Origin of the sequence: Pseudomonas sp. PA15(2017), from assembly GCF_001945395.1 — a bacterium.
Taxonomy (GTDB): Bacteria; Pseudomonadota; Gammaproteobacteria; order Pseudomonadales; family Pseudomonadaceae; genus Aquipseudomonas.
Genome location: NZ_MSXV01000058.1, coordinates 457,167 through 472,544 on the forward strand (window position 1 = coordinate 457,167; position 15,378 = coordinate 472,544).

Sequence of the window (15,378 nt, forward strand, 5' to 3'; positions counted from 1 at the left end):
AGATCTACTCGTCAGTGGGCGTGGTCGGCAGAACCTTTGCCAAGCTCGGATTTGAGGGTGAAGCTGCCCTGCGCCGCGACCGCTATGCCGGCACTCAGCCCCTCTGTAACCTCAACATAACCGCCGCTAGAAGCACCGAGCGTGACCGGTTGCGCAACAAAACCGTGGTCGACACGCACGAACACCTGCGGCTTTTCCTCGATGCTATGCACGGCGCTGGCCGGCACGCTGACCTTGGCCTCAGTGGATGAGGTGACCACTTCGATGGTCACCGGCAACCCAGGCCGCCATGAGCCGTCAGGGTTGGCCAGCACGGCGCGGGCATTGGCCGTCCGCGTCTGCTCACCGAGCAGGCTGCCGATATAGGAAACGCTACCTTCGACCTCGGTCTCCAGCTCGGCAGATGCCACCTTGACCTTCTTGCCAATCTGGATGACGCGTAGATCCTTGGGCGCCACGCTAAAGGTGGCCCAGACCTGATTCAGGTCGGCCACCGTGAAGGCATTGCTGGTTTCACCGACCACCTCACCCAGCACGAAATGCTTCTCCACCACGGTGCCATCGAAAGGTGCGCGCAATTCATAGCGATTACCTTGCGCCATGGCAGCCTGACCGCCTAGGGCGTTCATTTTTTGCCTGGCGTTGCTCAACGCGATATCGGCTTTTTGAAAGGCCTGTTGCGCCTGCAGGTAGTCCTGCTCAGCGGAGATGCCATCCTTCCACAACTGCCGCTCGCGCTCGAAGGTGGTCTTGGCCAGCGTGCTACGGCGTTGCGCAGCGGCCAGTTCGCTGCGCTGCTCGGAGATTTCCTGGCTGGCGATGACGGCCAGTGTCTGGCCCTTTTTCACGGTATCCCCCAGGTTGACCGGAACGCTCTCCACCACCCCAGAGATGCGCGGCACCACATGAGCCGTACGGTCCTCGTCGAAACGGATTTCGCCTGGCAGGCGCACGCTCGAATCGATGACACGCGCCTGCGCCTGTGCCAATTCGATGCCAGCAATGCGAATTTGCTCTTCGTTGAGTTCAAGTAAGCCTTCGACTTTAGCGTAGGGAAAAACTATGCGTTGGCCGCCTTTGCGCACGATCACCTGGCCTTCGAAAAAGTGCGGCTCGGCAATTCCATGCGGGCTGACAAAGGCGTTTCCCTTGGGCGCGAACGCCAGGCTGATCGATTCTCCAGAGGGACGTTTCACCTCCAGGCTGATAGAAACATCAGCTGAAGGCGTAAGGCTTTCTCCGTCCTCCTTCAGGTAGAGCGAAATGGGCTTGTAGCCGTCCTGGCTTTCCGGCGCCACCAACTCTAGACTCAGTGAGCCCTGACTGTGCAACTCGCCGCCGTTGGGCCCACGCTCGATACTTTCTTCGTGCCCGTGGCTATGCTCGTCACCATGAGCATGGCCTCCTTTGGCGTGCGCAGTGGATGGCCCATGACCATGTTCGTCACCCTTTTCGTTGATGTACCAGACGCCTCCGCCAACAAGGCAAACCCCAATAGCGAGGCTGATCGCCACAGCTAATTTCTTGCTCATGAATACTCCCGGATAAGTCGATCAGAGCCCGGTCGATTACGGGCTAAGGTTTGGCAAACAGAATCGAGCGGCGGCCCGCTACTTGATGGCGGAGAGGTCGCCCAGAATGCGCTCCAGTTGCACCCAAGAAGCGGTTGCCTCGGTCAGCGCCTGGATATACTTGGCACGGGACTGAATCAGAGTGCGCTGGGCATCCAGTACGTCGAGAAAAGCGAACTTGCCCAGCTCGAAGCCGCGGGCGGTCTTATCGACTGCGTTCTGCGCGTACGGGAGGATGGTCGATTCGAAAGCCTCTATTTCAGCCTTGGCCATCAGCCACTGCTCGGCAGCGGCCTGGATCTCGTTACGCAGGCGCAGCTCGGTAGCATTGCGCAGGTCACGGCTCTGGTCAGCACGGCGCGCCGCCGCCAGGATGTTGCCCTGGTTACGGTTGAACAACGGCAGTGGCATGGACAGCCCCACCACATTCACCCGCTCCCGGTCAGCGGCGCTGTATTGGCTGCCCAGGCTGACGTTCAGATTCGGAATGCGCTGGGCCTTTTCCAGTTCGAACGAGGCCTCCTGCTGCTCGATACTCGACTTGGCCGAGCGCAGCTCCGCACTGCGGCTCAGCGCCATCAACAAGCTTGGCGTCGATGGCACGACTGGTAATTGGGTCGCGTCCCCCTCGGGCTGGAGACGCGCGTTTCCGTCTTCACCCAGCACCAGTTGCAGGGTGGCGTTGGCCAAATTTTGATCCTTTCGCGCGCGACTGGCTTCTAGTTCCAGTTCAGCCAGTTGCACCTGAGCACGGGTCAGCTCGATGGGCGACACCTTGCCAGCTTTTACACGCCCCTCGGCGATGGTCAGAGCACGCTGCGCAATCTCACGGGATTGATTGGCCAGTTCTACCCGCATCCCCGCTTGCAATGAGCCATAGAACGCCTGAATCACCTCGGCGCGCAGCGCATTGCGATACTGCTCGACACCGAGGGCGGCGATATCCATACCCCACTCGGCCACTTCAACCCGTGCACCGCGCTGGCCGCCCAATTCCAGCGGCTGGGTCAGTTGCACGGTAGTGGTACGAGTATCGCTGCGGGTGTCCTCGACCTCCCAGGACAGTTCCGGGTTGGGGATCAAGCCAGCCTGGCGCCGCTCGGCCTGGCTGATATCCACCTGCCAGTTGGCGGCCGCCATTTCCGGGTTATTGGCCTGCGCCTGCTGTAGTGCCTGATTCAAAGTCAACGACGCGCCTGCCGCATAGCTATGCCCACCCAACAGGTATCCGGCAATAGCGATTGCCGGCACCAAGCCGCGCGAAAGCGTGAAAATTCCGAAATTAAAAGACAAGTAAAAGCCCTCAATCAGCTCATTAGCCGCTGTAGCCGTGAGCCAACTCGTTATTTGAATAACAGTGATTGGGCTAAATCTAATAATTGCGGCCTATCACCAAGGTGACCGCGACATTACAAATATGTAAGACAGCACCAGAACAAAACAGCTTGTATTACCATCCGACAGCCAGCCCTATCGATGTTTGCAGCTAGAGAGCCCGCACACATCGCGTGGCTTTATTGCTCATACGACATAGAACACCGCGACTACCTTTTGCAGGTGGAATTCATTCCACTAATCCCCGCTTAGCCTCGGGTGCTTTCTTTGCTTGCAATAAAACAACAATCAGACTATTTGCACTACTAGGTGAAAGACCATGCGAATCCTGATTATTGAGGACGAACCTAAAACTGCCGAATATCTTCAGCAAGGACTTACCGAAAGCGGATATATCGCTGACCGCGCCGCATCAGGAGTGGATGGGTTACATCTTGTAAAACAGCATATCTACGACCTGGTGATTCTCGACGTCAACCTGCCCGAAATGGACGGGTGGAGCGTTCTGGAAAATATTCGTCTGGTCAGTAGCACCCGAGTCATGATGCTGACGGCACGCGGTCGCCTGGCAGACAAGATCAAGGGGCTTGATCTGGGGGCTGACGATTACCTGGTAAAACCCTTCGAGTTCCCTGAGTTGCTGGCACGCATCCGCTCGCTGCTCAGGCGCACCGAGCAGGCAATGACGCCCGAGGTGCTGAGTGTTGCCGACCTTGAGCTCGATCCTGGGCGGCACCGCGCCTTCCGCAAAGCGCAGCGTATCGACCTGACGACCAAGGAATTCGCTCTGCTGCATCTGCTGATGCGCCGCAGCGGCGAGGTACTATCACGCACGCAAATCATCTCTCTGGTCTGGGATATGAATTTCGACTGCGACACCAACGTGGTGGAAGTATCGATACGTCGCCTGCGCGCGAAAATCGACGATCCTTTTGACAGCAAACTGATTCATACCCTGCGCGGTGTTGGCTATGTACTGGAGGAGCGCGCGTGAAGCCGGCCAGTTTATCGGTACGCCTGGCCATGGCGGTTGCCGCCATGGGCGCAGCGCTAGTGATCGTGCTGGCTGCCCTTGCCTATATCGCTCTCAACCATGAGCTAACAAAAACTGCGCAAAGCGACCTGCTGGCCAAGCGGGGACAACTCGAACATCGCCTGCTCGAGGATCGATTGACGCCACAACAAATTGGCGAGCAACCCCATGGACTGCTCGACCTGGTGCTGGGGCATGACAACCTGCGCCTGTCGATCTTTGAGCCGGGCGCCAACGGTCGCTTGATGCTCAACATCAATGGCAGCTCTGCCCACCCTTCTCCCGAGCGCAGCCCGCAGAACCGCTTTATCGAGGCCGTCGACAGTGCCGGGCACAACATGCTGGTGACCAGTACCACGATGACACTGGCATCGGGCGAGCAAGTGCTGATCCAACTGGCCTTGGATCGCAGCGAAGACGAAGCCCTGATAGCGGCCTACTTTCGCTCCACACTGCTGGCCCTACCGCTGGTGCTAATGCTCATTGGTGCCGCCGCCTGGTGGATCGCGCAACAAGGGCTGCAGCCGCTGCGACAGTTCCGAGAGGTGGCCTCGCGGGTTTCCGCACAAGACCTCAATCACCGATTGGCCGATGACGACCTGCCACGCGAGCTGGCTGATCTGGCCAAGAGCATCAACCTGATGCTCGATCGGCTCGATACAGGCGTACAGCAACTCTCGCAATTCTCCGACGACCTGGCCCACGAGCTGCGCTCGCCCATTTCCAACCTGATGGGCAAGGCGCAAGTGACACTGTCCAGAGAGCGATCAACTGATGCGTATAAATCAGCGCTGGAAAGCTGCACGGAAGAACTGGAACGGCTCAGCCGCATCGTTACCGACATGCTGTTTCTGGCCCAGGTCAGCCACCCGACCCTGATCGCTCAGCTTGAAAAGCTGCACCTGGAGGATGAGGCCCGCAAGGTGATGGATCTCTTTGAGATCACCGCCGAGGATAAACAGATTGAGCTTCGCCTCAGTGGCAAAGGTGTAATACATGGCGACCGGCTGATGGTGCAACGCGCACTGTCCAACCTGCTCTCCAATGCCGTCCGCCATACTCCGCAGGGGCAACGGGTCTATCTCGATATCCAGAGCGATTCAGCAGCCACGACACTATCGATTCGCAACCCAGGCAGCAGCATAGCAGCGGTGCACCTGCCGCACGTTTTCGAGCGCTTCTATCGGGTGGACGCCAGCCGCTCGAGGGCCGAAGGCGGCACTGGTCTGGGATTGTCGATCGTACGCTCAATCATGAGCGTGCACGGCGGTAAAGTAAGAGTGGCCTCGACACCTGAAGCAGGTACAGTCTTTTACCTGCAGTTCAAACCACTGTAGATTGATAAGAACGATAATTCAAAGCCTGACAAATATGTAATCTGATCGCAACTGCCGCGACAGCATGGCGCCCTTAAAATAGGCTCATCACTTCAACCGGAGTTGCACCATGAAAATCAAAATCGTCCTGTTATCCATTGCTTTACTCAGCAGCGCTTCCTTGGCACAAGCCACCTCTTCCGTAGAAAAATTGACCGAAAAACATCAACAGGAAAACGTTGAAAGAACCCGCCAGTATGCCGAGAAAGTTGGCAAGCCGGCACCGCAAATTGTCGACTACAAGTACGGTATGAAAATTGACGTTGCCAAGCTGATTCACACCAGCCGAGATATCAAAACCTGTGGCAACTTCAAGAAAATCATGAGCTACGAGGACTCGGCCGGTAACCTTAATGCCGTTCGTTACACGCTGCAAGGCGAATGCGTCAATCAGCGATAAGCCACTTGCTTTCAAAAACAGCCGCACTGATCAGGCTGCGTACAGAACCTAAGGAAATCCTGAAGAAGACTTCCCGATTTTGGCGAGATATCTGGATTCCAGCCGTCGAATTTTCCGATGAAACAGATGACCTTCGCCGACCCCGAGTACGCCGGCAAGCGCAAGCAGACCCGTAAGGAACTGTTCCTGATCGAGATGGATCAGGTGGTTCCGTGGAAACGATTGATCGCCTTGATCGAGCCCCACTACCCAGAGGGTGAAGGTGGCCACCCGGCCTATCCGCTGATGGCGATGCGGCGCGTTACATCTGATTCAAAACGGGTTCGGCTACAGCGATCCGGCGGTAGAGCAAGCGCTGTACGAGACAAACTTCCTACGACAATTCGCCGGTTTGAGCCTTGAGCGTATTCCCGACGAAATCACGATCCTCAACTTGCGTAGCCTACTGGAGAAGCATGAGTTGGCTGTTGGCATCCTTGGCGTGATCAACAACTATCTGGGCGACCGTGGACTGTCGTTGCTTCAGGGCACGATTGTCGATGCCATATTGATCCATGCGCCGAGTCCGACCAAGAACAAGGAAGGCAAGCGTGATCCAAAAATGCACCAGACCAAGAAGGGTAACCCGTACTACTTTGGCGCCAAGGCGCACATCGGCGTCGATGTCGAGTCAGGCCTGGTGCACCACGTACACGTCACGTCTGTCAATGTCGCTGACGTCACGCAGGCGGACAAATTGCTGCATGGCGAAGAAGGTATGGTGTGGCTGCCGATGCGGGTTACACCGGTGTCGAAGAGCGTGTCGAGCATATGGGGCGCGAAGTGATCTGGCAAATCGCGGCTCGAGGCAGCACGTACGAGAAGTACGGTAAGAAAAGCGGCCTGTACAAGGCATAGCGAAGCATTGAGAAAGCCAAAGCACAAACACGCTCGAAGGTCGAGCACCCGTTGTGGGTGATCAAACGCCAGTTTGGTTACACGAGGTGCGGTTTCGTGGCTTGGCGAAGAACACGGTACAAATGGTGACGTTGTTCGCGCTATCGAATCTGTGGATGGCGAGCCGATATTTGTTGGCGAGCGCAACAGAGGTGTGCGCGTGAGATGAGAAATGACCTCCGCAGGCTGCTGGCGGAGATCAGAAGCGAAGAAATGAGCAGGTGATCTGAGCGTTTATTGATCAGGTGGCCTCTTTCAAAATCGATAGCGACTGGAGTCGGTCAGAAATAGCAGCCTATTTCTGACCATCCTTAGGCAACCTGAAGGCAATGATCGATTCCTGCTCCGCCAATTGCACGGCATACGCACCAATGGCCCTAGCGGTCAAAGTGCGCTCGTAGCGTCTCGGTGCACGTCGACTGATCGCATTGATGGGATAAATCGCACTTCGTTTTCCAAGTGCCAAAAACGCCAACACCCCGAACCTGTCGGGGCGTTGGTTTTTGCCTACCGAAAGAACGTTTTCGCACGCCCTGTGATGGGCGGCTTTTTTTATGGAATTACACGTCAGCCTGGCAAGCAATGAAAAACTGCCGCCCAAACCAGGAGACAAAAACAGGACGGCAGGCGACCTCCGCGAATGGCTTTTTCGCACAAATAAAATTCAAAAAAAGCGCCCATGAAGGGCGCTAGGATTCACCTCTTCCAAAGGAGCAATAATGCTTCAAAGGTGAATAAGGACATGCACAAGAAAACTTGAGCATCACAGCGGAGAATCAATAATCTGCAGAGCTAGAGTACGCCAGTTCGCATAACACGATGATGAGCGAAACATTACAATTCGGTAAGAAGGGTTTGCGCTTGGCGAACCCTTCCAGGCACTTATAGCACGCTCAGCGGATATTCAACGATTAGACGAACCTCATCCAAATCCGACTCAAACTGAGTCGCCCGGGTAGTCGCCTGGCGAATACGGAATGACAAATCCTTCATCGATCCACTCTGCACCACGTATTTGGCCTCTATATCGCGCTCCCATCGCTTCTGATTCGTCAGCGGGTTGCCCGCTGCGTCACGGATCATATAAACGCTGTTGGCATTGGAGTAGTCGGCGTCACTGCCACGGCCGTACCGCGTCATGAAAGACAACCCAGGAATGCCATAAGACTGCATGTTCAGATCATAGCGAACCATCCACGACTTCTCCTTCGGCGAGTTGAAGTCAGAATATTGAATTGAGTTATCCAGGTAGATCGAATCGGACTGGCGCAAGTAATCGAAAACATCGCTGCCATTGTTACGTTGATGCGTAAGCGCGACGGCATGAGCACCGAACTGGATTCCGATCTTGCCACTCCAGATATTGTTATTGAACTCACCCAGCTGCCGAGAGCCTTGGTCAACTGCCTTGTAGTAGTTGACGCCACCGATCAACGCCAGAGTCTCGCTCAACGGGTAGCGCAGAGAAGTTCCCAGATAATACTGGTCCCATACATCCTTGAGACGGCCACTGTAGGCGCTAAAGCTGACGCTTTCATTCAGGGTATAATCGCCACCAAAGTAGCCTACCCAGGGCGAATCAACACTACCCGCGTAGAATGTGACGAAGTCATCTCGCATGTTGCTGGATACCGGCTGACTCATGGAGTGGAGACGGCCACCTTGCAGCGTCAGGCCTTCAAAGCTGCTGTTAACCAGCGTGACACCACGGAATGACTCCGGCATCAGGCGCGAGTCACCGAAGTGCACCACAGGCGTGGTTGGAAAAACGTCACCAACCCTGATGACCGTATCGAATGCTCGCGCTTTAAGCGCACCGCCGACCTTGGAGTAATCATCACGTGCTTCACCATTACTTTTAACCGGAAGCAAATCAACGGAGCTGCGCGCGCCATTACGCCCACCGCCGGTATCAAGCTTGATCCCCAGCATGGCGAATGCGTCCACACCAACACCCACGGTGCCTTGAGTAAAACCTGATTCGAACTTGGCGATAATCCCGTGCGCCCATACCTCCGAATAACCAGCGCCGCCTGGAGCCACTGCACCATTGCGATGATCACGGTTGAAATAAAAATTTCTGTTGAGAATGTTCAGGCTGCTGCCTTCGATAAATCCTTCCTGCTGCTCATCGGCCTGCGCAGCCAAGGCAACGCCAAAGAGGGTCGAAAAGATGGAAAGGGACAGTACAGTTTTTCTCTTCATGTTAGCTCCAGGTGGGCGGGCAGACTCTTATAGAAGTGGCGGTTTTATATTTTTGAGCGAATACTTTTTCCGCACGTTATCCTTACCTTCAGCGGCTAACAGCAAGATGACTAAATAATTACAATATTGAAATCTTACGCTGCAGCGTGTTAATCATTCGCACAGGTACGCATTGCATACCCAAGCGCCGAAAATCGGCAATTTACCGATAAAGCAAGCCATTCAAGTGCAATAGTGATCTTCTGCGGCATAACAAAACAGCAATAGCTACGCGATTCTGTTGTTATTTCCCGGCCATCAGGCTCGCACTACTTGATTTGCGCACCCTGAATGGCGTGCCTTGCTTTGGGCAAACTTCCACTCATGCTCAAGATGCCTGCAGCGGTCTACTAATCCCGACTGATCTTGTCCGTGCATCACGGACACCCGGATGAGCGACCTGCTATTGCAATCCGGAGTGAGCAAGATGACCAAGAAACAGGCAGGAAATAGGGCGACGAGGCAGCGCTTCACTGCCAAGTTAAAGCATCAGGCATTGGCGAGAGCGGCCAGGATGTTGAGGAGCAGCAGCTGACGAGGTCGGAACAGGCTCGGCTCAAGTGTAAGTTGGCGCGAGTGGAAAAGAGGTCGCCTTCTTGAAAAAACGGCGGCGTACTTCGCGAAGCAACCGAAGTAACGTATGCCATGATGAAAGCGCATGAAGGTCAATTCGGGGTGAGCATGATTTATCGCGCGTTGTCGGTGTCACTGAGCGGCTACTACGACTGGCATGGACGCAACCCAGCACGCGAATGCATAACGGCCAGGCGCTGGATGCCTAATTGCGTGAAGCCCGCAAGAGACGTGAAGGTGCGCCAATGTCGGATCGGATGACGGCCCCGCTGGTCTGCGACGCGCCGCGTATGGCGGTTATCGACAGCTTCAATATTGCATCAGCGCGCCAAGCGCGAACTTGAGGAGCTGCTAGGCAGGCGGCGCGCCAGTATGCTCGTGGCACTATCCCGGCAAAAGCCATGGGCGCGACATCAGTACGCAGACCTGCGGCGTATTGGCCGAAGCCCCCATACTAGCCGGTGGGCGCGAAATTATGGCACGTGAATATCTTTTTTTTATGTCTCGCCCATATTTTTAATATTTTTCCTATCTACGAGGTTGCGCCACCATCAGTCCGCTAAAGCCAAAACGGCAGAAGGGGACAGCGATGAACGAACTAAGCGACTGGCAGCGCCGCGCCCGCAATCAGGGCTTCATCAAACATGCGCTCATTCACGGACGCCTTGTGTCGGCGCAATCCGGCGAAACCTTCGCGGCGATCAATCCGGCGACCGGCCAGGAGCTGGCTAAAGTCGCAGCGTGCGGCGAGGCCGATGTCGAGCAAGCCGTGCGTAGTGCTCGGCAGACCTTCGAGGATGGTGTGTGGTCGCTGCGCTCGCCAGTCGAGCGCAAGCAGGTACTGCTGCGTCTAGCCGAGCTGATCCTGGCGCATCGTGACGAATTGGCGCTGCTCGATTCGCTGAATATGGGCAAACCGGTAATGGATGCCTGGAACATCGACGTGCCTGGCGCCGCGAGGGTATTCCGCTGGTACGCCGAAAGCCTAGACAAGCTCTACGACGAAGTCGCCCCGTCTTCAGCGAACGTACTGGCCACCATCACCAGAGAGGCGCTGGGCGTGGTCGCTGCGGTGGTGCCGTGGAATTTCCCGCTGGACATGGCGGCCTGGAAACTGGCACCAGCCCTGGCTGCTGGCAACTCGGTGGTACTCAAACCGGCCGAACAGTCGCCGTTCTCCGCCCTGCGCCTGGCCGAACTAGCCCTTGAAGCCGGCCTACCGGAAGGCGTGCTGAACGTGGTGCCGGGTTTAGGAGAGCATGCCGGCAAGGCCCTTGGCCTGCACATGGACGTCGACTGCCTGACCTTTACCGGCTCGACTGAAGTGGGCAAGTACTTTATGGGTTACTCGGCGCAATCCAACCTCAAGCAGGTGTGGCTGGAATGCGGCGGCAAGAGTGCCAATCTTGTGTTCGCCGACTGTCAGGATCTCGACCTAGCCGCCGAAAAAGCTGCCTTCGGGATTTTCTTCAATCAGGGCGAGGTTTGCTCGGCCAACTCGCGTCTGCTGGTGCAACGTTCGATACACGATGAGTTCGTCGAACGCCTTGTCGATAAAGCGCATACCTGGATGCCGGGCGATCCGCTCGACCCAGCCAGCGGTGCGGGCGCGATTGTTGAGGCCCGCCAGACCACGCGGATCATGGGCTTTATCCGTGGCGCCGAAGCCGAGGGCGCGCGCCTGGCCTGTGGCGGCAGGCAACTAACCTTCAACGGTTCTAGCAATTTCATCACCCCTACCCTGTTCACCGGCGTAGCGCCGAGTAGCCGTCTGGCCCACGAAGAGGTTTTCGGTCCGGTGCTGGCGGTCATGCCCTTCGACAGCGAGGACGAGGCCGTGCAACTGGCCAACAACAGCGTCTACGGGCTGGCGGCCTCGCTGTGGAGTGACGATTTGCATCGCGCTCATCGTGTTGCTCGTCGACTGAAGGCCGGAACCGTATCCGTCAACACCGTCGACGCGCTGGATGTCACCACTCCGTTTGGAGGCGGCAAGCAATCTGGTTTCGGTCGTGACCTATCTCTGCACGCCTTCGATAAGTACACCCAATTGAAAACGACCTGGTTCCAGCTGCGCTCCTGAAGGTAAGCGGGTTGGCTGCGTGCGCTGTTTTTCTCCAAGCACAACAACAAAATCGCAGGAGAGCTTGAAATGACTGACGCTGATCTCTCACCCGGATCCACCCTCACGGACGCGCCAACGTCTACCGGCAAAATGAAAAAAGCACTCGGACTCACCGCGCTGCTGTCCGTTTCAGTCGGCCTCGTCATCTCCCAGGGCGTGATGGTTCTCATGCTGCAAGGTGCGGGGATTGCCGGGCCCGCGTTTCTAATCCCGCTGTCGCTGGCTTTCCTGCTAGCGCTTACCTATGCGCTCTCGTTCTCGGAACTATCGTTAATGATTCCCCGCGCCGGCAGCCTAAGCAGCTATACGGAAGTAGCTCTAGGGCATTTCGCGGCGATCGTCTCGACATTTTCCGGCTACGTTGTCGTGGCTATGTTCGCCCTGTCCGCCGAGCTTCTGCTACTCGACCAGATCATCACCCATGTCTATCCGGGGTTGTTTCCCAATATGAGCGTGGCGATCGGTGTTCTGGTGTTGTTCACGCTGCTCAATCTACTTGGCATCGACATCTTCGCCCGTTTGCAGACAGCACTCGCTTCGGTGATGTTGATCATGTTGCTCGCCTTGGGGCTTTCCGCTATCAGCGGCAGCGGTAGCGAACCGGCGCTAAGCGGTGGCTTGCCAACGGAATGGAACCCAATGGGCGTTGGTGTTCTGGCCCTAGTGGCTATGGCCATCTGGGGCTTCGTTGGAGCCGAATTCGTCTGCCCGCTGGTCGAAGAGTCACGTCGCCCTGAGCGCAATATCCCTTGGGCGATGATCCTGGGCATCACGATCATCTTCGTGACCATCGCGTTATATGCCATCGGCTCTCTGTACTACGTCCCGCAGGAGCAACTGGCCAGCGCTTCACTGCCCCACTACCTATATGCCACAGCACTGTTCGGCGAAGCCGGCAAGCACGTATTGGTTATCGCAGCCATCACGGCTACCTGCAGCACACTCAATACATCCCTAGCGGCTATTCCGCGCATGCTCTACGGCATGGCCAACAATGGGCAAGCCTTCCCTCAATTCAAACTGCTAAGCCGCGGTTTCAACACGCCCTGGGTCGCGGTGTTGTTCGTGGCCGCGATTACCGGGCTACCGATCCTGTTCATGGGCGATGACCCGGGTGTCGTCGGCATGCTGCTGATCGCCGCCGCGATTGCCTGGCTGCTGGCCTACATCGTGTGCCACCTGGACGTGATTGCCTTGCGCCGCCGTTATCCCGGTATGAGGCGCCCCTTCCGCACGCCGTTCTACCCGCTGCCGCAGTTGCTGGGTATAGCGGGCATGCTGATCTCGATTTACTACGCTTCACCGTCGCCGGAAATGACCAAAGCAATATTTACCAGCGCCGGTGTAGTGCTGGTTCTGGTGTCCGTGATCGCGGCGATTTGGATCAAATTTGTGATGCGCAAGCCGCTATTCAAACCCGAACCGCTGAGCACCGTTCTCAATCGTCAATGAAGTCTGCTCAGGGGTTAACCCCGTTCATCCATGCTAAATGCGAGGCTGTTGCCATGACTCTCTCCAACAATCCTGCACGCTCCACCATTGCTTATCAGGCCTTGGATGCCGCCCACCACATCCATGCCTTTCTCGATCAGAAAGTACTTAATGAAAAGGGCGCATTGGTGATCGCCAAAGGCCGAGGTTTGAACCTGTGGGACACTGAAGGTAAACGCTACCTCGATGGTATGTCCGGCCTGTGGTGCACCGCGTTGGGCTACGGCCGTGCCGACCTTAATGCTGCAGCCGCGCGCCAATTGGAAGAGCTTCCGTACTACAACCTCTTTTTTCAAACCACACACCCGCGGGTGGTGGAATTATCCGAGCTGCTGTTCAGCTTGCTACCGAAACACTATAGCCACGCCATCTACACCAACTCCGGGTCCGAGGCTAATGAGGTGTTGATCCGTAGTGTGCGTCGTTATTGGCAGGTGGTCGGCAAACCTCAGAAGAAGATCATGATCGGTCGCTGGAACGGCTATCACGGCTCTACGCTGGGCAGCACCGCACTGGGCGGCATGGGCTTCATGCATGATATGGGAGGTATGCTTCCAGACTTTGCCCATATCGGCGAGCCATACTACTTCGTCGAAGGTGGTGAGCTGAGCGAAGAGGCATTCGGCATCAAGGCTGCTCGCGAGTTGGAGACAAAAATCCTCGAGCTGGGTGCAGAGAATGTCGCTGCTTTCGTCGCGGAGCCCTTCCAAGGTGCAGGCGGCATGATCTTTCCACCAGCCAGCTACTGGGCCGAAGTACAGCGAATCTGCCGCCAGTACGACGTACTGCTGTGCGCGGACGAAGTGATAGGTGGCTTCGGTCGCACCGGCGAATGGTTCGCCCATCAACACTTCGGTTTCCAGCCGGACACCCTGACCATCGCCAAAGGTCTGACTTCCGGCTATATCCCCATGGGTGGCCTGGTACTGTCGAGCCGCATCGCCAATGCACTGGTGCAAGAGGGTGGGGTGTTCGCCCATGGCCTGACCTACGCGGGACACCCCGTTGCGGCTGCCGTAGCCATCGCAAACCTCACAGCACTGCGCGACGAAAAGATCGTCGAGACGGTGAAAGCCGACACTGGCCCGTACCTGCAAAAGTTGCTGCGTGACACCTTCGCCGACCACCCGCTGATCGGTGATGTCCAGGGTAGCGGCTTGGTCGCTGCGCTTCAGTTCGCTGAAGAAAAAGCCTCGCGCAAACGTTTCTCCAACGAGAACGACATTGCCTGGCACTGCCGAACGGTTGGTTTCGATGAGGGCGTGATCATCCGCTCTACTCTCGGTCGTATGATCATGGCACCAGCGCTAGTCGCCACTCATGCAGAGCTGGATGAAATGGTTGAGAAGACCAGTCGTGCGGTCGACCGTACGGGCCGTGAACTGAAACTTCTTTAAATACGACTCGCTGCAACGAAAGAGGTGTATCGGGAGCCGGCACGTATACGCGGGCCCCCATTAAGCTTGTTTTCTGAGGGCCTTCAGAGCTCGTCAGCCAACATCATGACACCTATCCCATGGTGCAAAGGGCCCGAAGCTATCGAAAATCTACACATATTATGTGGTCTTAGTTTGAAACTGATCGAGAGGGTTGGAACCCTCACGACACTGTCTCGGTGTGAGACTGGAAGACATCGGACAACCCATGGCGAATGATAAGGTTACATATTCAGTTTTACAGGAGCCCACCCTAGGTCTATAAATCGCGTACTTGGGTTCTAGATCGATCTTCAAACTTGCAATAAGTGGATCTGTGTAAGGTGCAAGCTTTGCTTTGCGCTGCATGTAAAGCTACACGCTCTGAAAATCTCTGTAGACATGCCGAGAATGTACATCCATCTAAAACCTTCATCGATAAAGGCTTGCGCGGGTCTGCAACTAACAGCGATCGGCCATTCCCCTTGCGACCGTAAATCCTAACGGCCGGGGTAAATTCGATAACACTCATTTTAGAAAGGGCTTAGCTGTCTCATTTTAAACTATGAGTTCAAAAATCCACTCGGCTCAAGCTCGATAGCTCCCATACGACGGCGCAAAATCGATCAACCTTAACGTTTACATCTGCCATCCAACGAGATAATATCAAAGTGCCAGGCAGGCAATTAAATAGCTCCATGGAAGTCGTAGCTAACCTCCAGCCTGATACACTCTATTATGTAGCTAAGGAAAACTTTCTTATGCAAGAACTCAATCTGGTTGAAATCGAGCTTGTTTCCGGGGCTGGCCTGGCCAGCACGACGACCGCTGCTGGCGCAGTGGGTGGCGCCATGCTGGGTGTGGGTGCTGGCGCCGCTA

Annotated in this window: 9 protein-coding genes and 1 pseudogene; 7 read left to right on the forward strand and 3 right to left on the reverse strand. The window is 56.1% G+C overall.

Annotated features, from left to right (window positions below; genetic code table 11):
- Window positions 1-11 precede the first annotated feature (11 nt).
- On the reverse strand, window positions 12-1,091 hold the full coding sequence (locus tag BVH03_RS23835; RefSeq protein WP_256574807.1) for an efflux RND transporter periplasmic adaptor subunit: 1,080 nt from the start codon (window positions 1,089-1,091) through the stop codon (window positions 12-14).
- 519 nt (window positions 1,092-1,610) lie between these two features.
- Window positions 1,611-2,759 carry a TolC family protein gene (locus tag BVH03_RS23840; RefSeq protein ID WP_143486053.1) on the reverse strand — a complete coding sequence of 383 codons (1,149 nt, stop codon included), beginning with the start codon at window positions 2,757-2,759 and terminating at the stop codon, window positions 1,611-1,613.
- Window positions 2,760-3,225: 466 nt separating this feature from the next.
- Here BVH03_RS23840 and BVH03_RS23845 point away from each other — a divergent pair, with 466 nt between their 5' ends.
- From BVH03_RS23845 to BVH03_RS25775, 4 genes and pseudogenes are all read left to right on the forward strand, one after another.
- Complete coding sequence (locus BVH03_RS23845) at window positions 3,226-3,900, forward strand: heavy metal response regulator transcription factor (RefSeq protein ID WP_075963490.1); 675 nt, start codon at window positions 3,226-3,228, stop codon at window positions 3,898-3,900.
- Window positions 3,897-5,276, forward strand: a complete 1,380-nt coding sequence (locus BVH03_RS23850; RefSeq protein ID WP_075963491.1) for a heavy metal sensor histidine kinase — start codon at window positions 3,897-3,899, stop codon at window positions 5,274-5,276. The genes BVH03_RS23845 and BVH03_RS23850 overlap by 4 nt, the downstream gene beginning before the upstream one ends.
- Before the next feature lie 109 nt (window positions 5,277-5,385).
- On the forward strand, window positions 5,386-5,715 hold the full coding sequence (locus BVH03_RS23855; RefSeq protein ID WP_075963492.1) for a DUF2790 domain-containing protein: 330 nt from the start codon (window positions 5,386-5,388) through the stop codon (window positions 5,713-5,715).
- Between the two features lie 117 nt (window positions 5,716-5,832).
- Window positions 5,833-6,815, forward strand: a pseudogene (locus tag BVH03_RS25775) (IS5 family transposase).
- A 718-nt stretch (window positions 6,816-7,533) separates the two neighbouring features.
- Here BVH03_RS25775 and BVH03_RS23870 read toward each other — a convergent pair.
- Entirely contained in the window at window positions 7,534-8,856 is a 1,323-nt protein-coding gene (locus BVH03_RS23870; RefSeq protein WP_075963493.1) for an OprD family porin, read from the reverse strand.
- Window positions 8,857-10,057: 1,201 nt separating this feature from the next.
- Here BVH03_RS23870 and BVH03_RS23875 point away from each other — a divergent pair.
- From BVH03_RS23875 to BVH03_RS23885, 3 genes are all read left to right on the forward strand, one after another.
- Window positions 10,058-11,551, forward strand: coding sequence for an aldehyde dehydrogenase (locus BVH03_RS23875; protein ID WP_075963494.1), 1,494 nt, complete (start codon window positions 10,058-10,060; stop codon window positions 11,549-11,551).
- 132 nt (window positions 11,552-11,683) lie between these two features.
- Window positions 11,684-13,045, forward strand: coding sequence for an APC family permease (locus tag BVH03_RS23880; RefSeq protein ID WP_075963571.1), 1,362 nt, complete (start codon window positions 11,684-11,686; stop codon window positions 13,043-13,045).
- 53 nt (window positions 13,046-13,098) lie between these two features.
- Complete coding sequence (locus BVH03_RS23885; RefSeq protein WP_075963495.1) at window positions 13,099-14,481, forward strand: aspartate aminotransferase family protein; 1,383 nt, start codon at window positions 13,099-13,101, stop codon at window positions 14,479-14,481.
- Window positions 14,482-15,378 lie beyond the last annotated feature (897 nt).

Excerpts from the sequence above, each read along its gene's own strand:
- BVH03_RS23845 (WP_075963490.1), top strand. The coding sequence starts at position 3,226 with ATGCGAATCCTGATTATTGAGGACGAACCTAAAACTGCCGAATATCTT.
- BVH03_RS23855 (WP_075963492.1), top strand. The coding sequence starts at position 5,386 with ATGAAAATCAAAATCGTCCTGTTATCCATTGCTTTACTCAGCAGCGCT.
- BVH03_RS23870 (WP_075963493.1), bottom strand. The coding sequence starts at position 8,856 with ATGAAGAGAAAAACTGTACTGTCCCTTTCCATCTTTTCGACCCTCTTT.
- BVH03_RS23875 (WP_075963494.1), top strand. The coding sequence starts at position 10,058 with ATGAACGAACTAAGCGACTGGCAGCGCCGCGCCCGCAATCAGGGCTTC.
- BVH03_RS23880 (WP_075963571.1), top strand. The coding sequence starts at position 11,684 with ATGAAAAAAGCACTCGGACTCACCGCGCTGCTGTCCGTTTCAGTCGGC.
- BVH03_RS23885 (WP_075963495.1), top strand. The coding sequence starts at position 13,099 with ATGACTCTCTCCAACAATCCTGCACGCTCCACCATTGCTTATCAGGCC.